This window comes from Faecalibacterium sp. Marseille-Q4164, from assembly GCF_017377545.1.
Taxonomy (GTDB): domain Bacteria; phylum Bacillota; class Clostridia; order Oscillospirales; family Ruminococcaceae; genus Faecalibacterium; species Faecalibacterium duncaniae.
Genome location: NZ_JAFREJ010000003.1, coordinates 1 through 22,038, shown reverse-complemented (window position 1 = coordinate 22,038; position 22,038 = coordinate 1). Strand labels below are relative to the sequence as shown.

Genomic DNA, 22,038 nt, shown 5'->3' with positions numbered 1-22,038 from the left:
TTTTTCAAAAATTTCAAATAATTTCCTTTATTATGTTCTTATAGCTTTATTATAATAAAGAGCCTTGTGTTTTTCCTTGTCAAGAGGGCTGGCACCGTCCGGCCCTCTCTCTTTTCGCCAAAGTTTTCATTGTTTTTTCTTGTATGCTGCTGAAAGTGTCATGTTTTCAAAAGTGCGCGTTTGCGCAGCGGAGCAATGAAAGCCCCAGTGGGGCTTTTGTTGCTGCGCAAACGCGAGCTTGCCTTGGCAGGCGGAACAGGCTCATCATGCCCCCAGCAAAGAGAAACAGAGCGTTCCCGACGAGGAACGCCCTGTTGTACATATCGCTGTCGTATGCGGATTTAATCGCAAGTTTTTCAAGCAGTGCAATTCTCAACAACGTATTTGCGATATGCAATTCACGGTTGTTGCCAACAAATCAAATTGTGAATTGCGGTGGCAGGGTGTGTCCTATTCCGGGGCGCACCCTGTTTTTGTTTTTATGGAAACTCATGCTGTTCCATATGCAACGAGCGGGTCATTTCTGCGAACGCCCAGTGCAGTGGTCTCGTACAAAACCCGCCCTGCAAATCTTGCACGGACCTCGCAGTTCTGCATCCCATCGGAGCTTTTCCACCTGCCCAGCAGTGCATCCTTTAATACTTCCTGCCCAGCACAGACTTGCGGAAACCAGTATCCATCTGCCGATGCTTCTTCGTAGACGGCTTTTGAGATTTCTGTCTGACGGATCACTTTGAAATCTTCTTTTATGATTCCAAGATGGTTCATCAGACGGAGTACATCCTCGCAATCTGCTTCCACCTCTTCGGAAGTCCAGCGGCCATTTCCGCCTCGCTCCAACAGCAAAGCAGGGATTCCTTTTTGTGCTGCCCAGCTATACAATCCATTTCGGGCTGTTGAACAGACCCGCATGGAAACAGAAAGAGCTTGTGCCGCTCTGCGGGTCTCCTGCTCCACTGTTTGCCCGGCTCCGCAGGGAAAGAATACCAACGGGGCCAGTTCTTCATTCCAGTCTCCGCCGTGAAGGTCCAGAAGAAAATCCGCTTCCGGGTAAAGGAGTTTTTCGATCGTCCATGCCATCCGCTGTGTTTCCGTTCCATCCTCCTTGCCGGGAAATTCCCGGTTCAGATTCCTGCCATCTGCCGGATTCAGTTGTTTTACCCCTGCAAAAAATCCTTTGGAATTGACCAGCGGCAGCAAAATGACCTGTCCAAAAAGAGTAGCACAGTCCAGCATTTCCACTAATTTTTGCAGAGCCAGAATGCCGACGTACTCACAGCCATGCACCCCAGCTGTGACCACCAGCGTCTTTCCGGGGTGCGCCCCGCACAGCAGCCATGCTTCCAGCGGTACACCGCCAGGAACAGGCAGTTTCACCTGTCGTTTTTCACCGGGGGCGATCTCAAAGCCGCACAGTGTCATGCCGATTCCTCCGTATCAAAGACGACAATAGATTCCAGCAGTTTACGGGCATACTCGTCCTTCGTTTCACTGATGCGCTCTACCGGCAGGTTCTCTGTTACCCGGCCCTGATACAGGAACAACACATCATCACAAAGATAGGTAATGGAAGTCAGGTCATGGGTGATAAAGATGTACGTCAAGCCAAGGCGATCTTTCAGTTCCCGCAGCAAGTCCATGATCTGTACCTGCGTGTGTGCATCCAGCGAGGAAATCGCTTCGTCAAACAGAATGATTTCCGGCTTGCAGGCCACTGCGCGGGCGATGCAGACACGCTGCAGCTGTCCGCCGGAAAGCTCATGGGGAAACCGGTCTGCAAAATCGGCAGGCAGGCCGACCAACTCCAGCAATCGGCTCGTTTCGGCTTTCCGATCCAGTTTTTTGCCCTCTCTGCGTTCCTGTACGGTCAGCCCTTCCCCAATAATATCCCGGATGCGGAACCGGGGATTTGCGGAGGTTGTGTAATCCTGAAACACGATACTGAGTTTGTTTTGCAGATTTCGTCGTCCGGCACGGGAAGCGTAGACCGAAACGCCATCCAGAACGGCTTCACCGCTGTCTGGTTTGAGCAGTCCGCAGAGCACACGGCCCATCGTGGATTTGCCGGAGCCGCTTTCCCCCAGAATACCGAGACAGGTGCCCTCTTTTACGGTAAGTGACACATCAAACAACACCTGCTGCCGGGTATGACCAAAAATTTTATCCTGCCGCTCACTGCGGAAGCTTACATTAATATTTTTGAGTTCAAGCATGGGCAGTCTCCTTTTTGCCATTCAAAACAGCGGTGTACCTGCGCATAACATCCGCGCGCTTCTCCACCAGCAGTTTCGTATAGGGGTCTTGTGCATGATGCAGGATATGCTGGAAATCGCCGCGGTCCACCACTGCTCCGTGATTCAGCACCACGATACGGTCTGCCACGCGAGAAATGGCATTCAGGTCATGTGAAATAAAGATTATGGCCGTGTTATGATTTTCTTTGATATGCAGAAGTTCGTTCAGAATCTCATACTGGGTGATGGCATCGATCGCCGTGGTAGGTTCGTCTGCAATCAGAAGAGCTGGTTTCATGGCCGTTGCAATGCCGATCATGATGCGCTGGAGCATACCGCCGGAAAGCTGATGCGGATATTTTTCCAGCACTTCCTCCGGGTTTCGGATGCGCATTTTTTCCAGCAGTTCCAGTGAGCGGATATGGATTTCCTCTGCTGTCCAGTTATTATGCGCCGAAAACGTCTCAGCGATCTGCTGTCCAATGCGGTACAGCGGATCAAAGCAGGTCATCGGGTTCTGAAGAATGATGCCCACCTTTCCGCCGCGCAGACGGCGCAGTTCCTCAGCACTCTTACCCAAAAGTTCTTCCCCCTGAAACTGTGCGCTGCCCTTGACATGGAAGCTGTGGTCTAGCAGGCCCATCGCCGCTTTCATCGACATTGACTTGCCGGAACCACTTTCCCCCAGAATGCCGAGGCACTCGCCGGGAGCAACTGCGAAGGACACCCCGCGCACCAATTCGATTTCCTTATGGTGGCTCTGCAAAGAAACGTGCAGATCGTTCAATTCAAAAACAGGGTTCATTTCTGCACCTCCTTGGGGTCCAGCACATCGCGCAGGGCGTCGCCCATCAGGTTGAACACACAGACCAGCACCACAATGGCGATACCGGGAGCGATCATCTGCACTGGGTTCGACGTCATCACATTTTTTGCCTCATTGAGCATTGCGCCCCATTCCGGCGTGGGGGCCTGTACGCCCAGTCCCAAGAACGACAGCGTGGAAATATTGATGATTGCCCAGCCCACATCCAGCGAAGCCAGAACCACCAGGTCGGAAGTGATGGAGGGCAGCAGATGACGGAACAGGATGAACCGCTCCGGCATTCCTACGCAGCGGGAAAACTGGACAAAGTTGCGGTCGCGGTACTGCATTACGCCCGTGCGGATCATGCGGGCATACCACGCCCACTTGATGAAAACATTTGCAATGATGACGTTCTGGACGCTGACACCCAGCAGTGCCACCACAGCGAACACCATGATCTGGCTGGGAAAAGAGAGCATCACATCCACCACACGCATGATAACTTCTTCTACAATGCCCCGGAAATAACCCGCCATGATGCCAAGGATTGCACCCAGACTGATGGTGCCGAACATGGTCAGCAGGGCAAGGCCGAGGGTAGGACGGATGCCATAGATCATGCGGGAAAGGACACAGCGGCCAAGCTGGTCGGTGCCCAGCGGATATTGCAGGCTGTAGGATGCAAATTTGTTCAGGATATTGGTCTCATAGGGGTCGTTGGGCGCAATGACAGGAGCCAGAATGCCTACAAGACCCACCAGCAATACAAATACAACGGTAAACACTGCCGTGCGGTTGCGGAAGAATCGTTCTTTCATGGTCAGTCCTCCTTGCGCAGACGGGGATCGGAGACGGTCTGCAAAATATCAAACAGCAGATTGAACAGGACAAACAGTACCCCGATCAGCAAAACATAGGTCTGGATGACCGGGTAATCCCGATTGAAGATGGAACTGATGCAGAGCGTACCAAGTCCCGGCCACGAAAAAACATTTTCGACCACGATGGTGCCGGAGATCAGCTGCGGGATGCTCATGCCCATCGCCACGATGCAGGTGTGCATGGAGTTTTTCAGAATGTGCTTGACCAGAATCGACTTCTGTGGCAGCCCGCGCACATTGGCGTAAAGCACATAGTCCTGTTTCATGTTTTCCAGCATATTGTTGCGGATCAGACGGATATACGTCGAAATATAGCTCAATGCCACCGTGAAGGACGGCAAGATCAGATGCCGCCATGTTCCGTTACCGTTGGTGGGAAGCCAGTTCAATTGAACGCCAATGCCCCACATCAGCAGCAGACCCACCCAGTAGGCAGGCATGGCAGTCGTTACAAAGACCAGTCCGCGCATAATTTTGTCAAACCAGCCGCCCTTATAAACTGCACAGAGGAAGCCGATGGGGATACTGAGCACCGCCACGATGACAAAAGAAGTTCCTGCCAGCTGGAGGGTCGCAGGCAGGCAGCGCAGCAGCTCGCCCGCCACGGTGCGTTTCGGGTTGACATAGCTGATACCAAAGTCACCGTGGAGACAGCCCAGCACCCAGTCAAAATAACGGACAAAGAAGGGTTTATTCAGACCAAGCTGCTCTTCCATCGCAGCAATGATCTCCTCCGTGATCACGGGGGTCTGCTGGATGCGCAGTGCGACCTCCGCCGGGTTGGAGGGAATCAGATTGATAAAGCAGAAGCAGACGAACGAAATGGCCAGCAGCAGCGGAATCGCCATCAACAGCCTGCGTACAACATAGCGTTTCATGGGCAGTCCTTTCTTCAAGAAAAGCCGCTCCATACCCGAAGCGGCTTTTCCTGTCAATTCTTATTCAAAATACATATCCGCAAAGGGCACATCATACTGGTCGGTGCCAAAGTGGACACCGTGCAGAGCAGAGGTGTACAGAGCCTTGTTGCACTCATAGGTCAGCGGCAGATACATTGCGTCCTCGTGCAGGTTGGTCAGAACCGACTTATACAGCTCCTGACGCTCGGCATCGTCCGTAGAGGTCAGGATCTTGGTAATGGCTTCGTCAATTTCCGCCTTGTCCTCAAGACCCTGCTGAGCGGCATAGTCGCCATAGACCGGGGCACGCATTGCAGCCAGCGAAGACTGCGGGTCATACGGCATACCCCAGCAGATATTGAACACCATATCGAAGTTGCCAGCCTTCATGTTATCGCGGTAGGACTGCTCTTCCTCACCGTGAATGGTCATGGAAATGCCAAGCTTGAGGTACTCGCTCTGGAGATACTCGGCGATGGTCTTTTCCGTCACGCTGTCACTGTTGTAGAGCAGGTCGAGTGCAAGCTGCTTGCCATTCTTGGCGCGCATCTTGTCGCTGCCAAGGACCCATCCAGCTTCGTCAAGGAGCTGCGCCGCAGTCTCCGTGCTGTACTCATACGGCTTCAGGCCGACATTGCAGTAGGGAACCGTGGTGGCGTAAAGCGTATCCGCAGGCTGCTCCAGACCGTAGAAGATGCCATCAGAGATGGTCTGACGGTCGGTAGCGTGCTGCAATGCCTTACGAACCGCCGGGTCGCCCAGAATCTCATGGGTGGTGTTCATAACGATATGGCGGGTAGAGGTGGGGTCAGACAGACCGACCGTGAATCTGTCGCTGTCCAGATACTGGCTGATCGCATCGGCATCGATCATGTTCTTGCCGAAAATCAGGTCGATCTCGCCGGATTCCAGAGCCATAATACGGGTCTGGTTGTCGGGAATGACCTTGACCGTGATCTTGCGGATGGCCGGCGCTTCGCCCCAGTAATTCTCGTTCCGCTCAAACACGGCGTATTCATCGGTCACGAAATCCGTCAGCACATAGGGGCCGGTGCCAATGTGGCCATTGACGCCATCCTTCGTGCTGCCGTTGATCATGCAGTTGGGGGAGATCATGGCAAAGGGACGGATGCAGCCCAGCTCCGTCAGCATGGGGTAGTAAGGCTCACTCATCTCAATGACGAAAGTGTTTTCATCGGGAGCCGACACGCCCACCAGCAGGTTCATCATCTCCAGCCAAGTGTGGCGTTCGCGGTTTTCCAGAATGGCGTTGAAGTTGGCAAGAATGGCATTGGCATCGCACTTTTCGCCATCCGAGAACAGAACATTGGGACGAATGTGGAAGGTGTAGGTACAGCCATCCTCGCTGATGTCCCAGCTTTCCGCCAGACAGCCTTCATAGCCATCTGCCGTAATGCTGACCAATGTATCGTAGAGGATGCTCTGGGCATACATTTCGCCTGCATACAGATGCGGGTTCAGATCACGAATATCACGATAGTTGACAAAGATCAGCTCATCGCGGACCTCCCCGGATGCCGCAGCGGAAGCAGATGCAGCGCTGGACGAAGCAGTAGACGAAGAGCTGGAGCCGCAGGCAGCCAGCACGCCGGTGCAGCAGACACCTGCCATCAGCAGGCAGAAGTTTCTGCGAGAGATTTTCATAGTGTGTTTCCTCCTGTGGTATCAAAAAACATCAGTTATAACGAAAAAGGAGCCCCACGCTTGCTGCGCGGCGCTCCCATAGGATACCACAGTTTGTCCTGCCTGACCAGTGATGAAATCGGCATGGTTTTCCATAACAAATCGTTATGGAAAATCAAGCCTTTTCTCAGAGCAACTTTTTGAAATTTTCGATAAACCATTGTGCTGCTTCACTTAGTTCATCACCTTCTGGTCGAACGATTCCAATCAGCAAAAATGGCTCACATCCGTTGATTTTCAGATTCTTAATGTCATAGTGTTTATACGGCTGGTGCATAAAATTGATGCCAAGGCTGCACAGGTCGGTCTGCATCAGCGCATTGATGGTCATGTGGTCGCTATTCGAGTAAATGGAATAATTCAAATCTTTGGTGCTGATAGCACCCAATGAGACCCGGTCCAGATGATGCTCCATAGAAAAGTAGTCCCGTACCGCCCCGATGAAGCGCAAGCTGGACAGCTCCGAGAAATCCACGCAGTCTCTCTCGTAATATGGGTGATTGGGTCCCACATAGACACAAGCCTCTTTTACATCGAGCGGTTCAAATTCCAAATTCTTATGTCCAAGGATATGCCGAAACGCCGCCAGTTGACGCTGTGCAATATAGACGATGCCGATTTCCGTCTGCCCGCTGGCCACCCAGTTGCTGACCTCTTCGACACTGCCCTCCTGATGCTCGACAATGTACTCTCTGCCCCAGTGCCGATAAAAATCCACCAGAAGATTCGTGATCATATTGCTGGGGTAAGTTGCCAACGTAAATTTTTTGCCATTGTGGTGCGTCGCCATCGAGCTGATCAGAGAAGCGTGTTTCAGAATGACTTTTGCATAATCGCGCACCGTTTCCCCATAGGGCGTGATTCGCAGCCCTCGGCTGCTCCGCTCCACCAGTTTTCGCCCCAGCTCTTTTTCCAGCGAGGAGATCACCTTGCTGACATTGGGCTGCGATGTATAAAGGCATTCTGCCGCTTGGCTGAAGCTGCCTTTTTCACATACAATGGTAAAATACTCTAGCTGTTTAAGTTCCATCTTCTTTCGCGATCTCCTGAATCCGGTCAAATATACCGCAGTTAGTTTTAGCTTACCTAGTATAGCATTCTTTCCAGTGCAGTGCAAGATTAAAATCACCGTTACGCAACCTAAAAAACGGAGCACCTTATAAAAGGTCTCCGTTTTGGGTGTTTATTGATTTATCTTATGATTTTAGTCCATGACCTCCAGCTACATTTTTCGATGGAAGCAAGGGATTCATTTTGTTTTCCAAAGAAAACAAAAAATCCGAACCCTTCTCCTATCGGAAAAAAGTTCGGATTTTGTTGTTGTGGTGCACCTCGCGCACTCATATCCGAACTTTTCTCCGCTTTCACGGCTTCCCCAAAAGCGACCGTTTCCGTACCTTCCTTATAATTAAAGGTAATGAGAACCTTATCATCGTAGAGATAGATGGCATTGATGAAGGTATCCACCAGTGCCTGCCGCTGCTCCGGCTGGGTCATATCCAGCTTGCGGAAGCGAAGCAGCCAAAACCGGACGAACTCTTCTTTCATCTTCGGCTTGGCCAGCCGTTCCTCTGCAATGCGGGCTTGCAGTTCCTTCCTCTGCTCTTCCAGCGCTTCCAGCCGCTCCTTGGTGGAGCTGGTCAGAATGCCCATCTGGATAGCGTTCAGCATATTGGTGATGCCGACTCCCGTTTCCTTCAACTGCTTTTCATAGATGGGCAAATCCGTGCTTTCCTGATTTTGCAATTCCATGACTTTGGCAATGATGGCATTCATGGAAGCGTCATCTTCCACCAGCTTCATGGTCTCGTTGACCACCAGATCTTCCAGCCACTGTTTCCGCACGGCCTTTTTATCGCAGGTCTTTTTCTTCTTGGCGGCGGCACACTTGTAATAGGTATACATTTTCCCGGTGTGGCTGACACCGCTTTCTCCGAACATCAGCGCTCCGCACTTACCGCAGTACAGCTTAGTGGTGAGCAGATAGCTTTCCTCTGCCTTATGACGGGCAGGGGCCTTTTTATTTTTCGCCAGCTTTTCCTGCACCTTATTGAACAGGTTCGCGTTTGCGCAGCGAAACGGAGCAATGAAAGCCCCAGTGGGGCTTTTAAGCGACAGAACGGTCTTGCGTAGCAAGATGGAGGGGCCTTGCCCCGACAAGTTCACCTGACACCAACGCCGAAATCGCATTGGGCTGTACCACATCCCGCAAACACAATTCGCCGATGTACCGGCGGCTGCTCAGCATCCGCTGAATCGTATTGTAGGACATCTCCCCGTCCATTGAATTTTTGATGTTGTGTGCCTTTAACCAATCCCGCAGGTCAGTCATGGTCGCACCGTCCGCATACTTCTGGAACGTCTGCTCCACATACGGGGCCAGCAGCGGGTCGGGCTGGTAATGCCGGGTCTCATCGATCATGTAGCCGAACGGAATCGTGCCACCATTATAAATACCCTTGAGAGCATTCTCGGTCATGCCACGCACGACCTTTTCAGACAGGTCAGCCGAGTAGTATTCCGCATAGCCCTCCAGAACAGACTCCAGAATGATGCCCTCCGGGCCAGCCGAAATGACGACTTCCGTAGCCGATACCAGCTTCACACCATTGCGTTTCAGCTGGGTCTTGTACCGTGCGCTGTCGTAGCGGTTCCGGGCGAAGCGATCTAGCTTCCAGACCAGAACGATGTCGAACAGCTTTTTGTCGCTATCTTTATAAAAGCCGCCCTCATTCTCAGATCGTCCAATTCCGGCTTGCCGACTGCAGATCCACCATGTGGGCATACAGTCCCTTCCGGGCGTACAGCTCTGCCGGGCTGCCCTGCTCGGCCACGATGCCACCCGACAGCACCACCACCTGATCCGCACCAGCTACGGTGCGCATCCGGTGGGCGATGATGAGGACGGTTTTGTTTTTTATGAGCCGGGACAGTGCTTCCTGAATGGCAGTTTCGTTTTCCACATCCAAGCTGGCTGTGGCCTCGTCCAGCAGGATGATGGGCGCATCCTTCAGGAAGGCACGGGCAATGGAAATGCGCTGACGCTCGCCGCCGGAAAGAGCACAGCCATTCTCGCCGATGTTCGTGTTCCATTTGTCCGGCAGCTTTTCGGCAAATTCCTCGCAGTTTGCCAGCTTTGCCGCTGCCAGAACCTCCTCGTCGGTGGCACCTTTGCGCCCCAGACGGATGTTTTCCAGGATCGTGTTGTCAAACAGGGTCACATCCTGAAAGACGATGGAATACAGGCTCATGAGCTTTTCCGGGTCGATTTGGGAAACCTCCATGCCGCCCACGGTGATGCTGCCCTTCTGGTAGTCCCAGAACCGTGCCGCCAGTCGGGAAACGGTGGTCTTGCCACCGCCGGAGGGTCCCACCAGTGCCGTGACCTCGCCCTGCTTTGCGGTAAAGGAAACATCCCGCAGAACCGTCTCGCCAGAGTTATAGGCAAAGCCCACATGGTCGAACACGATATCGCAGCCCTGATTGGTCAGCTGCTCGCTGCCGGTCTGCAGGGGAGCGTCCAGAATCTCATTCATCCGCCCCACATTGGTACGCATGGCGATGACCGCCGCCAGATTCTGCAAAGCGCCCTGCATGGGGTCGTACATCCGGGATGCCGCCATCAGGAACAGAAACAGGGTCAATACGTCGATGCTGCCCTGTACCAGCAACACCGAGCCAGTGAGCGCCACCGATGCAATGCCCAGCTTGAGCACCATGCCCGCAGAGGACACGAACAGCGCTGTTTCCAGCTCTGCCGCAACGGATTGTTTTTCCACCGCACGAATCTTTTTGGAAAGGCCGGACAGATAACGCTGCTCCGCATTGCTGGCTTTCAGGTCCCGGAGGGTCTCGATGTACTCCTGAATGCCGTCCGCACAGGCCATTTTCGCCGCCATGGTCCTGCCCTGCACCTTGTCCTGCACCCGGTAGCTGCCCACCACGATGGCAGCGGATACCGGGATGACCCACAGAGCTGCCAGTGCCATCCGCCAGTCGAACGCAAACAGGCTCAGCGCAATAATCACGGTGGAGATCAAGGAACCGAACAGGCCGGGAATAAAGTGAGAGCAGGTCTTTTCCAACACCTCGCAGTCCGCCATGATGGTGCTGGTCAGGTCGGCAAGGTCCCGCTTGCCGAAAAAGGACAGGGGCAGCTTGCGCAGCCGCTCCGCAAGGGTCAGGCGGCGGGTGCCGCTCTCTTTATAGGTCGTAAAATAGGTGCCGTTGTACTGGAACCATGTGGTCAGCAAGATCAGCGCAAAGCAGGCCGCACACCCCAGCAGATAAAAGGCGGTTCTCCCGCTCGCGGAGCCTGCCAGCAGATCTTTTACCAGGAGATACAGCAGCCCGGTGGGCAGCATGAACGCTATATTCTGGAACGCACAGGCCAGAACGCCCTTTACAAGCCCCTTTGCGCCCTCCGGGGAGCTGGCCGTGGCGTGTTGAATTTTTTCGATCATCCTTTACCCCTCCTTTGCGACCTTCCACTGCACCGAGGCCTGATAATCCTGCCACATCCGGGCAAACAGGCCGTTCTGCGCGCACAGTTCGTCCTTTGTGCCGGATTCTGCAATCTGCCCATCCTGCACCACATAGATGCAGTCGGCGTTGGCGACGGTGGACAGGCGGTGCGCGATCATCAGCACGGTTTTGCCCTTGGCAAGCCGGGCAAAGGCTGCCTGCACCTTAGCTTCATTGTCCGGGTCGGCAAAAGCGGTGGCCTCGTCCAGAATCAGGATGGGCGCATTTTTCAGCATGGCGCGGGCAATGGCAATGCGCTGCTGCTCGCCGCCGGACAGATACACGCCCTTGGTGCCAATAACAGTGTGGATACCCGCCGGGAACTTTTCTATAATATCCATGCACTGCGCTGCTTTCAACGCTGCCAGCACCTCAGCTTCGGTGGCCTGCGGTCTGCCCAGACGGACGTTATCCAGAATGCTGCCCTTGAGCAGACGGCTGTTTTGAAACACAAAGGAGATGGTATCCATCAGCTCTTCCTTGGGGATATCCCGCACATCCGCTCCGCCCACCCGGACGCTGCCGCTCTGCACATCAAAGAACCGGCAGACAAGGTTTGCCAGCGTGGATTTTCCGCCGCCGGAGGGGCCTACAAAAGCCACAGTCCGTCCCGGTTGGATCTCCAGCGAAACGCCCTTGATGACCTCGGTTTTTCCGTCATAGCTGAAATGCACGTCCTGCAGCGCGACAGATGCATCCTGTGGGTGCTGCGGAACAGCCTGAACCTGCATGGGTGCTGCCTCCAGCACCGAGTCGATGCGTGCCAGCGCATCCGCTACCACCATCTTGTTCTCGCTCATGTACATTATGCGGGTCAAAGTCAGGGAGATCACCGGCGTGATGATGATATAGAACAGCAGGTTCAGCAGAAATTCCGGGGTGACACCGTGGGTCGTGAACAGCAGCCCGCCCGCGATCAAAAAGGCGAACACGCCGTTGACGGCGGCGGTGTAGAACATCATGGGCAGGCGCAGGTCTTTGGTGTAGGAGATGACCCACTTTTCATACTCATCAATGGTGGTCTTGAACTTTTTGAAGGAAAATACCGATTGCCCGAAGGTCTTGACCACCGGGATGCCCCGGACGTACTCCACGGCCTCGTTGGACATAGCCTCCAAGGCGTTGCCGTACTGCCGCATTTTTTCAGCCATCCGCTTGCCGGTCATGGTCGTCATAATGAGGAAAGCCAGCACCACCGGCGCAAGGCTCAGCAGACCCAGCCGCCAGTCGAACGCCAACAGCAGAACCAGCAGCCCCACCGGGGTGGCGATGGCGTTGTACTGGTCGGGCAGCTGGTGGGCAAGATAGGTCTCGGCGGCTCCGGTGCTCTCGTGGATGATCTTGCGCAGCTTACCGCTGCCGAAGGTCTCGGCAAAGCCCAGCGGCAGCACCGCCAGATGCTCCGACACCGCCAGCCGCAGATTGGTCGCCACCCGGAACGCCGACAGGTGGGAGCACATCAGCGCTGCAATGTAAATAAGGTAAGACAGCACTGCAAACAACACTGCCATCCAGCCGTAATGGGGGATGTTCACCGCCTGCGCATAGTCCGGCGCGGCGTTCAGCACATCCCGCAGGATCTTCCAGATGTACACAAAAGGCACCAGCGCCACCAGCGCACTGACCGCAGACAGCACCCACGAAGCGTAGGTGAAATATCGGTAGTTCCCTGCATAGCCCATCAGCCGGGAAAAGTCCGATCGTTTTTTCAATCAAATCACATCCTTACCGCAATATTGCCATGCGCAACTGCCTGACATGATCGGGTGCGCATGTGCCGTTTATTCTGCCTCAGACAAATTTTCCGTGACGAAAAGTTCAATGACATTTTCCATAGTTGCCTGATCATAGTCCTCTGCGATGGCGGCAGCATTCCAATAAGCATAATTTCCTTCATACAAGCTCTGCAGGTCGTCGAGATCCTCTGCATAGCGGAATTCCAGATGATACGTCGTTTCCATCGTATCGGGCGCAAAGGCAAAGTAGGTAAACTCCCCGGAATCCGCATCCTCGCTCTGGTAGAAGAGGAAGCTGTTTTCATTGTCCACATCCAGTTTCTGGTATGTGTGTGCAAACACTTCCTGTCCTTGCGCATCCAGACCGGTGATGGTGTCGCCATTCATCACGAATTTTTCCACGCCGCCCAGAAAATAGCAGTTGAACGCCGTGCTGTCCGGATCTGCTGCATATTTTTCAACAGCCTCCTCGCCATACGGCTCTGCCATGCACATTCCCAGCAGCATATCCGTAGCCGATTCCGCATTGTCCTCGCCTACCAGTGGAGTCGCAGCGTCGATCCACAAATTCCGGTATTCACTCTTTGCCATCTCCGGGAACAGTTCCACATAAGTCCCGCTGATACCAGACAGATAATCCTCCGCATCCATTACCTGACTTGCGGAAGCCGAAGAAGCCACCGAGGAGGAAACGCTGGATGCCGAAGACGCTGTGCTTGCGCTCTGCTGGCCGCAGCTGACAGCAGACAGCAGGCAGACCGCAGACAAGGCCACTGCAACAAATTTCTTTTTCATCATCATATGAAAGTACCTCCGGTTTTAAAGTAAGTTTATTCTAACCGCTCTGTACTTTAGCATATTTTTCGGCCGTGGACTACTCCATTCTGATTTCCCTGCTCCGTTTTGCGAGTCCATTTGCGTGGGTGCGGTACTGCGACGGGGTCGTTCCATATCGTTTCCGGAAAGCCTCCGAAAACTTGCTGGCGTTGTCATATCCTGCATTCTGTGCGATCTGCGTAATGGGTTTTGCGCTCCGGACAAGCTCTACGGCAGCCTGTTCCAGACGGTATTCCTTGATATAGTGGTATACTGGCACACCGTAGACCTGTTTGAACATTTTTTGCAGGTGCGAAACCGAGATCCCGTGTTCTTCTGCCAGCTGCGCAAGGGAGACATACCCCTCCCGGTTTGTCAGAAGGTGATCCCGGAGATGGTGTGCCAGTTCGGTCTGTTCGGTAGAACAGTACAAGTCCGTTCCTTCCTCCTGCGGAATGCGGCTCAGCAGCATCAACAGCTCCACCACCTTGAGCCGCAGGAACCGGAGATCCATGTAGGGCGCATTTTCGTACAATTCCCGGAAAACGTGCTCACAGCGGGGTCCTGCCGTACCGAACATGAACCATCGGTTTCCCAGAAGATTCTGCTTCAGTACCGCAAAATCCACCGAAAAGCCCGGTGCGTTCTTCTCAAGCCAGTTCTGAGCGGCTGCTGGATCAACTTCCAGACACAGCCCTTCGTAACAGCCCAGCGGGAACCGTGACTCTGAACGTGTTCCATGCCGTCCGTCGTAGCAGCTGACGGCCATATCCCCCGGCTTTAGCAGAACGCTATCACGCATGGAAAAGCTGGTTTCAAAACGGCCATTGATGCAGAAATTGATCTCTATCATACCGATCTGCGTGCGGATTTCCGTATAGGTCTCCATCTCCAGCCGCAGCAGCATGATCCCCACGCCATCAAACAGCCGGTAATAGTGAATTTCTCCACTTCCGGCCGCATTTTCAAAGCCGCCTGTTTGTCCGGGATTATAGGGAGTGACCCCCGTTTTGTCATGAAAAATGATATCAATCATACTGTTTATTCAATCCGATCTCCACAATCCGTCTTTTGCAGGGCTTGGAATGGCAGCTGTGGTCAACTGGCAGATCTCTGTCTTTCATGTTTTTCCTTTCTTCGCCCCTTGCATCGCAATTTTCTCAACCATGCGCTATCCCAGTGCCACATCCAGTACCATCATCACGCTGAAGCCTACCGCAAAAACACCGTGCCGACGTTAGAGTGCTGCCCCTGCGACATTTCCGGGATCAGCTCCTCCACCACCACATACAGCATGGCTCCGGCGGCAAAGCTGAGCAGATAGGACAAAGCGGGCACCACAATGCCTGCCGCCAGGATCGTCAGTACTGCCCCGATCGCACCGAGAATGTACCATCGAATCAGCTTTTTCGGTTTCTCCGTCTTCATCTTTTTTGCCTCCGATTGCAGTTCATGATTCTGCTTTTCATTTGGGCAATTTCCAACTTCTTAGAAGATCAAATGGACAATACCGCCGACAATTGCCGCTCCCGCAACCCAGATCAGCGCCAGTATGCTTCGCTTTTTCAGCACCTGCCTCCAGGTCTGCACGAACGGCGCATCTTCAAGCCCTGGCAGCACCCAAAACTGGCTGTGCCCGACCCATAGCTTGTCGATTACAACGCCGTCATAGATATTCATGACCTCAAGAAACAGCAGCGCCTGCCAATAGGCCTCACCAAAGGAGGAAGCCTCGTTCCACAAACCGATGATCAGCACAAGAGCAGCAAGCATCACGATAAAGAACGGTATCATAAAGCATTTTCGTTTCCGGTTCATCGTATTGCGGTCGATCAGTCCCAGTTCGATGGCGCGATCCTGCACCTCCTTGGGATAAAAGTACAGTCCATTGACAGCACCACCGATCACAGCGATTTTTACCATTGCGGTAAACAGCAGACAATAAAGCAGCAGTTGCAGTACGATCATTGTTTTTCTCCTCTCAGTCTGCGTGCGAATCGGGCATCTGGCATCATCGCGGTGTAGCGGATTCCTTGTTTTCCCTTATGCTGAAGCTGCTGGATATGGGCTTCTGTTGTTTTTCTTTTTTCATGCAGGACTTTTTTTATCACACGCATAGAAAATCTCTGCCTCCCAAAACGATTGCTTCTGTCACACGTCCTCAAAGCAGTGCGCAAAGCCACGCTGCCACAGCGGAGGCGGGAATGTAGATTACAAAGTGCCGGATATGTGTTCGCTTGTTATAGCCGAACATATGCGGACCGACCACGCCCTTCAGCTCCGGATAGAAATGCGGAAAGAAATTGGAGTGACACAGCAGCACCCAGTCAAAGAAAATGATGTCGTAGATCTCCATGGCGTAGAGCACGGTAAGAAACCGCACAAAGAAGTCCAGGAAGCCGAAGCCGTTTCTGACGCCGTCCCATACGCTTAGTGCCGCCGCAGCGAGAAAAAGCAGGATGGCAATGATCTCAATCACCCAGCCGATACTATGTGCGCCGGGAAATCGTTCCTTTGTATCGGGGATTGCGTCCAGATTTTCCTTTGGTGCGGATGAGAAAAAACGCTTGTCCTGAATGAAACCCACCCCGCCGTATAAAACAAGAAAGTATGCCAGAAATACCATGAGCGTTACAAGAACCGTGATTTTCATTTCGACTTTACCTTCTCTCCTTCACGTCCGCAAATATGGCAGATCATTGCATTCCCGCGTCGGGGTATTTGATGAGGCCATACAGCGAGGAGCATCTCCCATGTATTGTTTCAAAGCACGGTAACGATCAAGGCTGCCAGTGCGGCAGCTGCGGCAAACAACGGGATACCGCGCCAAAACGATTCGATATGCTTTTTCGGATTTTGATAGTATTTCTTCTCCGGCAAAAACGAGAAACGGATGCGTTTTGTACTGCGCCACCAGAGCAGATCGATCACAAGGAGATCGAACAGGCCCAATCCCTCGCCGAATGCAAGGAAGTACCAAAATGCTGACAGGTAATTGTTTAGGCCCAGCACACTTTTCAACGCAAGCCCCAAAACGGAAAACACCACTGTAAACAAAAGAAGATTACTGAGCAAAATGGCAGCGGTGGATTTTCCCTTCGGAACAGCCTTTCCAAGCTGATGGTCGCTTCGCACACGGTTTTGAACTTCTTCGGGATAAGAACGCAGCCCCATGAGATTTTTCTTGTCCGTGCCTGTTCCAAGAAAACATACGCCCCAATACAGAAAATAAAAAGCAATTGCAACGATGATTTTCATAAGCCTATATCTCCGTTGAATCCAAAAAGCTGCGGATAGAGCATTCTGATTCTTCCTTTTCTTCAGCCTCTTTCGTTTTGAGCTGCCTGTGCCTGTGTCAGGAACGCCATGATTCTCCGGTAAAATTCCTGCGGATACATCATCACAAGCTCCGCGTGATCCATCTTCGGAATTTCATGCAGTTGCGCCCGTGGAAAATATTGCTTTATAAAGCAGATATTGCTGTGTCGCGCCTGCTTTTCCTCTTCGCCGTACCAATATGTGATTTGGCAGCCCATTTCAGCCGGCTTCGTCGGCAGAGTATAATTGTTCGCCGACCAGAAAATGTTGCGGACGGTGCGTTTTGAATAGGTTTTCAGATACGCCGCCAGCGCATCATACTCCTTCACTGGATCGCGCCCCGGCATCGTCCAGCGCTCTGGCGGATAGACCGTCTCAAGGACCTTGCGGCTCTTCGCTATGAGCCTGAAACCAAGATTGTCACGCAGGCAGGCGAGACGGCGCAAAATCAGCGGCATCCGATACGGCGTAATGCCTGCATCAATAACGGCGCGCTCGACCGGGATTTTTCCCAAGGCGAGAAAGCGTGTCAGACACGCACCGCCCAGAGAACAGCCATATGCCGCGTTCAAGTGGGTAATGCCGCGCGCTTGCAGCCAATCTGTTACCTCGTCTACTGTCGTCTCCACAGAGATAAAGTCTTCTCCCGTTTCGCCGTGACCGTCATAGACGATCTGAATCACATGGTAATCCTGCGAAAGCAGGCCAACCGAGTCGGCGAACGCCCACTCCGGCTCCGCCGTGCACGGCAGAAACAGCAGCGTCTTTTCATGTTCTTTTCCATATTCCAAAGTTCTCATACCATCCGCCCCTTGGTTTTTGCAGCATTATTTTTTCGGATTACGCTCCGTCATCGCGCCAAAGAATGCCGGTGCGCCGCCTGCACTTCCTTATCTTCCCACGCCCTTCAAGTACCCGCTTTTTGAGTTTTCCTCAGTATCATCGGATTCATCATAGGCATCGTAAAGCGCATTGGGGTCGTGGGCTCTTTTCTTGAAAGGCGAGCACAGCTCATTTTTGTGCGCAAAGGCAAACTCCATGTTGTCCGTCCAACCTGTGTGACCGGTAATGAACAGCGGATGCAGCCCACGTTTTCTCAGCTTTTTCTCCAGCAAAGCCAAAGACTTCACCGCCAGCTTGTTATCCTCTGCCAGCGAAGAAATAAAACTGTATCCGCCGTCCGCACCGAACCAGAGGGTATCGCCGGTAAAGAGATATTTCCCGTCCACAAGGTATACCATGTGCCCCCATGTATGACCGGGAACGAGAAAACACTCGATCCTGATGCCGTCAATATCAAAGACCTCACCATCGTGCAGCAGCACTTTTTCATTGTTGATCGTCACCTGCGGCAGCTTATAGAGATGATAAATGACCTTGCGGCGTGCTTCTCCGGTCAAATACCGGTTCTCGATCTCGCCAATGTACAGCTTCGCATTCTGGAACAGCCCCGGACTGTCTGCTTCCACCGCACCTACATGGTCGGTGTCCTGATGGGTGATGAGGATGTGCCGGATGGAATACGGGTCGATTCCCAGCCAGTTCATCTTCTCTGCCAGCCGGTCATAGTTGTATCCGGCATCGATCATAATGGTCGTATCGCCCTTGCGGTAGAAAAAGATATTTGCCACCCACTCCCGCACACAGGCGACATTTTCATCGATCCAGCCGGTGTTCAAAGGCTTGAAGATTTCCTTGCCCCGGTACATCCGGCTCATTGCTTTTCTTTGGAATTCCGTTGCCTTTTTTGACATAATCGCACCTCATTTCTGTGCTGTGATACACAGCCAGCCCTTTTTATTTTTGTGGTTCTGGATCTTACAAAATCCTGCTTGCTCCAGATACGTTTTACCGTTCACAATGCAATACTTTTTACCAGATGCGCCCACTGCTCCGGGTGACAAGCCAGCAATTCCTCGTGCTGCAAGTTCTGCTCATGGAGAACAGGATGTGCAAAATGCTGCTGATACCGGACACGGTATTTTTTGCCCATCTTCAGGGCGTAAAAGATATGGATCTCGGTACCGGGCACATGGATCTTATCCGGCAGCGGAGTGATAAGATCGGAGTAGAACTGATTTTTACAGCTCTGCATGGTCACATAAGGGCGGGCCTCACCGAACATTTTCAGAAAGGCTTTGACATAATCCCCCGACTCTCTGGCACGCTTATCCAGACGCTTTTGGAGAAATTTTGCCTTAAACTTTCCGTCCCGCACCACAGGGTAGATCAATGGCAGCAGAAAATCAGTCTGCAATCTTGCCGCCAGCGGCGATGCCTGATCCAGATCGGAGCTGCCCAGAATGCCGTAGTCCATGTGGATGTTCTGCCGCGCCGCCAGCAGCCCCACAAACGAGCCGCCCAGAGAGCAGCCATAGGCCGCCCGGATGTGACCGCCGCAGTGGGTCTTGAGGTAGGCCTCGATCTTTTCGGTCTCCTCCAGCATGGTGGGAAATTCGGTCTGTTCAGTCTCATCAAAGCCATCGTAGCTGACGCACAGCACCCGGAAGCTGTCAGCCAGAAGCGGGATCACCGCACCGAAATTGCTCTTCCAATGGCAACAGGTGCCCGGCAGCAGCAACAGCACCGGGGCATCCTCTGCACCAAATGTGTAGATTTTCATCGTGATACGTTCCTTCTCTATTTATTTTCCACCTGTAAATAGAAGAGATATATTTCTTCGTATAGGGCAGAGTTTTGAGTTAGGTAAAACTAACTTTTCGTTCTATAAAAAGCCGCTTCTCAGCGGTCCTTCTGCCAAAATAATACGCCCTGCCGTCTCCTCTGTCAAGGAGTTTAGGCATTTTCGGAGATTTTGAAAAAGATTTCGTTATTGGAGCTTCCCCTGCGGCATAGAGGAGGCAAAACGTTTCCCGCATCGAAAAAATTTCGTCCCTGTAAACTTGTCTGTTTCTGCTTGGCAACGCCCGGTGGGAGTGCTATTTTTACTTTGTGAATTTGTTTTGCCTAACCATCTGAGGGGTTTTTCCCCTGCATTTTTTTGCATCGATTGTTAGACAATGGTCAAAAAAGCAACATCCTGTTGCTGCCGGCAATAGAAAGATCTACCGCAGACAGAAAATGGGGTTTGTTCTGATTCACATAGCGTATTTTTTCCTAAAGCTACAAGATGTGTCATACTTTTCTTGCTTCACTTCAATAAATTTTTCAAAACCCTCTTGACGCATTCTACATGCCGTGGTATTTTTCTTGTAAATCCCATTGATTTTGTGGATTGGTTCAAATTCATCCACAAGATGTGGTCGTGTTCATTTTGAACACAGCCACAGAAAGTGGTTGGTTATCACCGTGAGACCCACCACTTCAGTGAGGAAAAGTCCACGAAAGAATTTACCGCCCCGCAACACACCCGATTCATTTTGCCGCTGTTTCACCCGACAAAATCCATCGCTATGCTGCATGGGCGGTATTTTTCTTTTACGGGAGCTGCACCTTGAAAATTTCATGAGCCGACCGGACGTGATACCGACTTTCCGTCAACGCCGCTGCACAAACAGGGGCAGGAACTTCGTTCGGAGCAAACGGTGACCCCATTACATAAGCAGCGGAACTCTCTACTTATTTTTGCGTCTTAACAATTCGGAAACCATTACCCAGAAACGGTTTTGAGCGCAGCGGTAGAGGGCAAGAACCGTCCCGTGGCCACAAATTTTCAATTCTTGAAAATGTTGTGCTCCACTGGGACTTCACTTCTCAAACTCTTGCGAGTTTTCTAAGTGATCTTGTTGGGGCAGCGCTTGTCGGGGCAACGCCCCTCCATCTGCTGTCGCAGACCGCGCTGCCGCTTAAAAGCCCCACTGGGGCTTTCATTGCTCCGCTACGCTTCGCAAACGCGGTCCCACCCCAAACCCTGCTCATCATTCGTGCCTTGCGGCACGAATGGAACGGCGTGTCGTGCTTACATAACTTCACCGAGGAGTTATCGAACAGACAGGAGGTACAATGACCAAAACGAATGTTCAATCGACCCCTAGCAATTCCCAGCACCACGACACGCCGAACAACAAAACGCACGTCATCAAGTTCCGTGTGACAGCGGAGGAAAAAGCGTCACTGGAACTCACTTGCAAACTCCTGAATCTCTCCCTCTCCACTTTTATCCGCCGCGCCATCCACAACGTCAAGATCGAGAAAACAATCATCGTTGCCGGCGGCGGAGAAGAAACCCTGACCGCTGTTTCCACTTTGCTTGCCCAGTGCAGCAAGGTGGGCAGCAATCTCAACCAGCTTGCAAGGCACTTCAATTCCGGCGGTGCGGACACCGAGCAGATCCGGGCGAAACTCCTTGACGAACTTGCAGACCTGACCGCATTCCGGCTCAGCGCCGAGAAAGTTCTGGGTGAACTGTATGGCAACGCTCAAGCATATCGCCTCTAAGAATTCGGACTACACCGCCATCGAAGCGTACCTCGTTTACCAGCACAACGCGTTCACCGGAAAGCAACTTCTGGATGAGCACGGCAAGCCGAAGCTGCGGGATTCGTACCTGCTCGACACCCTTGAGTGCGGCGATTTCTCGTTCGCAACGGCCTGTCTGCTGGCAAACCGCAAGTATGGCAAGAACACCCAACGCGATGATATTAAGAGCCATCAGTATATCATCAGCTTCGACCCCAGAGATGCAGCCGACAACGGCTTGACCATGGAAAAAGCACAGGCACTTGGCCTGAAATTCTGCGAAGAAAACTTCTCCGGTCACCCCGCCATCGTCTGCACTCACCCGGATGGGCATAACCATTCGGGAAACATCCACGTCCACATTGTGATCGGCAGTATCCGCACACGAGAGGTGGAACGTAAGCCCTATATGCAAAAGCCCCGCGACTGGCGCGAGGGTATGAAGCACTCCAGCACAGCCCAGACCATGCGGCACTTGCGTGTTGAGGTCATGGAGATGTGTGAGGGTGCTGGTCTGTACCAGATCGACCTGCTCAACGGCTCGAAGGAGCGTGTGAGCGAAGCCGAGTATTGGGCGCGTAGGCGCGGCCAGTTGAAACTTGACAGTGAAAACGCAGGCCTCGCCGCAACCGGACAGCCGCCCAAGCAGAAGAAGTTTGAAACCGTGAAGGACACTTTGCGGAAACAGATTTCTTCGGT

20 protein-coding genes and 2 pseudogenes are annotated in these 22,038 nt (G+C 52.7%); 2 read left to right on the top strand and 20 right to left on the bottom strand.

The genetic code is table 11. The features are described 5' to 3' along the window. Positions 1-489: 489 nt before the first annotated feature. From J3352_RS05130 to J3352_RS05030, 20 genes and pseudogenes are all read right to left on the bottom strand, one after another. Positions 490-1,422: a M14 family metallopeptidase gene (locus J3352_RS05130; protein WP_156066085.1), complete on the bottom strand. Its 933-nt coding sequence runs from the start codon at positions 1,420-1,422 to the stop codon at positions 490-492. Further along, a complete protein-coding gene (locus J3352_RS05125) occupies positions 1,419-2,213 on the bottom strand; it encodes an ABC transporter ATP-binding protein (RefSeq protein ID WP_156066087.1) in 795 nt (264 codons plus the stop codon). The genes J3352_RS05130 and J3352_RS05125 overlap by 4 nt, the downstream gene beginning before the upstream one ends. Beyond that, positions 2,206-3,039 (bottom strand): ABC transporter ATP-binding protein, encoded by an 834-nt coding sequence (locus J3352_RS05120; RefSeq protein WP_005935743.1) that lies wholly within the window; start codon positions 3,037-3,039, stop codon positions 2,206-2,208. Before J3352_RS05120 ends, J3352_RS05125 begins: the two co-directional genes overlap by 8 nt. Continuing rightward, positions 3,036-3,860: a nickel/cobalt ABC transporter permease gene (gene opp1C, locus J3352_RS05115; protein ID WP_005935744.1), complete on the bottom strand. Its 825-nt coding sequence runs from the start codon at positions 3,858-3,860 to the stop codon at positions 3,036-3,038. The genes J3352_RS05120 and opp1C overlap by 4 nt, the downstream gene beginning before the upstream one ends. A 2-nt stretch (positions 3,861-3,862) precedes the next feature. After that, positions 3,863-4,801: a nickel/cobalt ABC transporter permease gene (opp1B, locus tag J3352_RS05110; RefSeq protein ID WP_035394948.1), complete on the bottom strand. Its 939-nt coding sequence runs from the start codon at positions 4,799-4,801 to the stop codon at positions 3,863-3,865. A gap of 60 nt (positions 4,802-4,861) precedes the next feature. Continuing rightward, the gene (gene nikA / locus J3352_RS05105) at positions 4,862-6,487 is read right to left on the bottom strand and encodes a nickel ABC transporter substrate-binding protein (RefSeq protein ID WP_082210804.1); all 1,626 of its coding nucleotides are present in this window, start codon (positions 6,485-6,487) and stop codon (positions 4,862-4,864) included. Between the two features lie 166 nt (positions 6,488-6,653). Beyond that, complete coding sequence (locus J3352_RS05100; RefSeq protein ID WP_097772697.1) at positions 6,654-7,556, bottom strand: LysR family transcriptional regulator; 903 nt, start codon at positions 7,554-7,556, stop codon at positions 6,654-6,656. Positions 7,557-7,717: 161 nt separating this feature from the next. Next, positions 7,718-9,242, bottom strand: a pseudogene (locus tag J3352_RS14480) (recombinase family protein); the annotation flags it as partial. A 19-nt stretch (positions 9,243-9,261) separates the two neighbouring features. Then, a complete protein-coding gene (locus J3352_RS05085; protein WP_156059595.1) occupies positions 9,262-10,989 on the bottom strand; it encodes an ABC transporter ATP-binding protein in 1,728 nt (575 codons plus the stop codon). A gap of 3 nt (positions 10,990-10,992) precedes the next feature. Then, a complete protein-coding gene (locus J3352_RS05080; protein ID WP_156066089.1) occupies positions 10,993-12,762 on the bottom strand; it encodes an ABC transporter ATP-binding protein in 1,770 nt (589 codons plus the stop codon). Positions 12,763-12,831: 69 nt separating this feature from the next. Next, complete coding sequence (locus J3352_RS05075; protein WP_156066091.1) at positions 12,832-13,587, bottom strand: hypothetical protein; 756 nt, start codon at positions 13,585-13,587, stop codon at positions 12,832-12,834. A 73-nt stretch (positions 13,588-13,660) separates the two neighbouring features. Beyond that, complete coding sequence (locus J3352_RS05070) at positions 13,661-14,638, bottom strand: helix-turn-helix transcriptional regulator (protein WP_005935772.1); 978 nt, start codon at positions 14,636-14,638, stop codon at positions 13,661-13,663. Between the two features lie 135 nt (positions 14,639-14,773). Beyond that, positions 14,774-14,991 (bottom strand): annotated as a pseudogene (locus J3352_RS05065) (zinc transporter); the annotation flags it as partial. 99 nt (positions 14,992-15,090) lie between these two features. Continuing rightward, complete coding sequence (locus tag J3352_RS05060) at positions 15,091-15,570, bottom strand: hypothetical protein (protein WP_156060222.1); 480 nt, start codon at positions 15,568-15,570, stop codon at positions 15,091-15,093. After that, positions 15,567-15,719: a hypothetical protein gene (locus J3352_RS05055; RefSeq protein WP_005935779.1), complete on the bottom strand. Its 153-nt coding sequence runs from the start codon at positions 15,717-15,719 to the stop codon at positions 15,567-15,569. Before J3352_RS05055 ends, J3352_RS05060 begins: the two co-directional genes overlap by 4 nt. A gap of 44 nt (positions 15,720-15,763) precedes the next feature. Continuing rightward, a complete protein-coding gene (locus J3352_RS05050) occupies positions 15,764-16,255 on the bottom strand; it encodes a hypothetical protein (RefSeq protein ID WP_005935781.1) in 492 nt (163 codons plus the stop codon). A gap of 110 nt (positions 16,256-16,365) precedes the next feature. Next, positions 16,366-16,860 (bottom strand): hypothetical protein, encoded by a 495-nt coding sequence (locus tag J3352_RS05045; RefSeq protein ID WP_005935784.1) that lies wholly within the window; start codon positions 16,858-16,860, stop codon positions 16,366-16,368. A 62-nt stretch (positions 16,861-16,922) separates the two neighbouring features. Further along, a complete protein-coding gene (locus tag J3352_RS05040; RefSeq protein WP_005935787.1) occupies positions 16,923-17,720 on the bottom strand; it encodes an alpha/beta fold hydrolase in 798 nt (265 codons plus the stop codon). 90 nt (positions 17,721-17,810) lie between these two features. Beyond that, entirely contained in the window at positions 17,811-18,674 is an 864-nt protein-coding gene (locus tag J3352_RS05035; protein ID WP_005935791.1) for an MBL fold metallo-hydrolase, read from the bottom strand. A gap of 101 nt (positions 18,675-18,775) precedes the next feature. After that, positions 18,776-19,543, bottom strand: coding sequence for an alpha/beta fold hydrolase (locus J3352_RS05030; protein ID WP_005935795.1), 768 nt, complete (start codon positions 19,541-19,543; stop codon positions 18,776-18,778). A 1,340-nt stretch (positions 19,544-20,883) separates the two neighbouring features. Between J3352_RS05030 and mobC the strand changes: the two genes are divergently transcribed. Both mobC and J3352_RS05020 read left to right on the top strand, forming a co-directional pair. Further along, positions 20,884-21,318, top strand: a complete 435-nt coding sequence (mobC, locus tag J3352_RS05025; protein WP_005935806.1) for a plasmid mobilization relaxosome protein MobC — start codon at positions 20,884-20,886, stop codon at positions 21,316-21,318. Beyond that, the coding region (locus tag J3352_RS05020) for a relaxase/mobilization nuclease domain-containing protein (protein WP_207700493.1) at positions 21,290-22,038 on the top strand (749 nt) is incomplete at its 3' end. The genes mobC and J3352_RS05020, both read left to right, overlap by 29 nt.

Coding starts and splice junctions, on each gene's coding strand:
- J3352_RS05030 (WP_005935795.1), bottom strand. CDS start 19,543: ATGAAAATCTACACATTTGGTGCAGAGGATGCCCCGGTGCTGTTGCTG.
- J3352_RS05130 (WP_156066085.1), bottom strand. CDS start 1,422: ATGACACTGTGCGGCTTTGAGATCGCCCCCGGTGAAAAACGACAGGTG.
- J3352_RS05085 (WP_156059595.1), bottom strand. CDS start 10,989: ATGATCGAAAAAATTCAACACGCCACGGCCAGCTCCCCGGAGGGCGCA.
- J3352_RS05100 (WP_097772697.1), bottom strand. CDS start 7,556: ATGGAACTTAAACAGCTAGAGTATTTTACCATTGTATGTGAAAAAGGC.
- J3352_RS05120 (WP_005935743.1), bottom strand. CDS start 3,039: ATGAACCCTGTTTTTGAATTGAACGATCTGCACGTTTCTTTGCAGAGC.
- opp1C (WP_005935744.1), bottom strand. CDS start 3,860: ATGAAAGAACGATTCTTCCGCAACCGCACGGCAGTGTTTACCGTTGTA.
- J3352_RS05070 (WP_005935772.1), bottom strand. CDS start 14,638: ATGATTGATATCATTTTTCATGACAAAACGGGGGTCACTCCCTATAAT.
- J3352_RS05035 (WP_005935791.1), bottom strand. CDS start 18,674: ATGTCAAAAAAGGCAACGGAATTCCAAAGAAAAGCAATGAGCCGGATG.
- J3352_RS05060 (WP_156060222.1), bottom strand. CDS start 15,570: ATGATCGTACTGCAACTGCTGCTTTATTGTCTGCTGTTTACCGCAATG.
- J3352_RS05040 (WP_005935787.1), bottom strand. CDS start 17,720: ATGAGAACTTTGGAATATGGAAAAGAACATGAAAAGACGCTGCTGTTT.
- nikA (WP_082210804.1), bottom strand. CDS start 6,487: ATGAAAATCTCTCGCAGAAACTTCTGCCTGCTGATGGCAGGTGTCTGC.
- J3352_RS05055 (WP_005935779.1), bottom strand. CDS start 15,719: ATGCGTGTGATAAAAAAAGTCCTGCATGAAAAAAGAAAAACAACAGAA.
- J3352_RS05125 (WP_156066087.1), bottom strand. CDS start 2,213: ATGCTTGAACTCAAAAATATTAATGTAAGCTTCCGCAGTGAGCGGCAG.
- J3352_RS05045 (WP_005935784.1), bottom strand. CDS start 16,860: ATGAAAATCATCGTTGCAATTGCTTTTTATTTTCTGTATTGGGGCGTA.
- opp1B (WP_035394948.1), bottom strand. CDS start 4,801: ATGAAACGCTATGTTGTACGCAGGCTGTTGATGGCGATTCCGCTGCTG.
- J3352_RS05050 (WP_005935781.1), bottom strand. CDS start 16,255: ATGAAAATCACGGTTCTTGTAACGCTCATGGTATTTCTGGCATACTTT.
- J3352_RS05075 (WP_156066091.1), bottom strand. CDS start 13,587: ATGATGATGAAAAAGAAATTTGTTGCAGTGGCCTTGTCTGCGGTCTGC.
- mobC (WP_005935806.1), top strand. CDS start 20,884: ATGACCAAAACGAATGTTCAATCGACCCCTAGCAATTCCCAGCACCAC.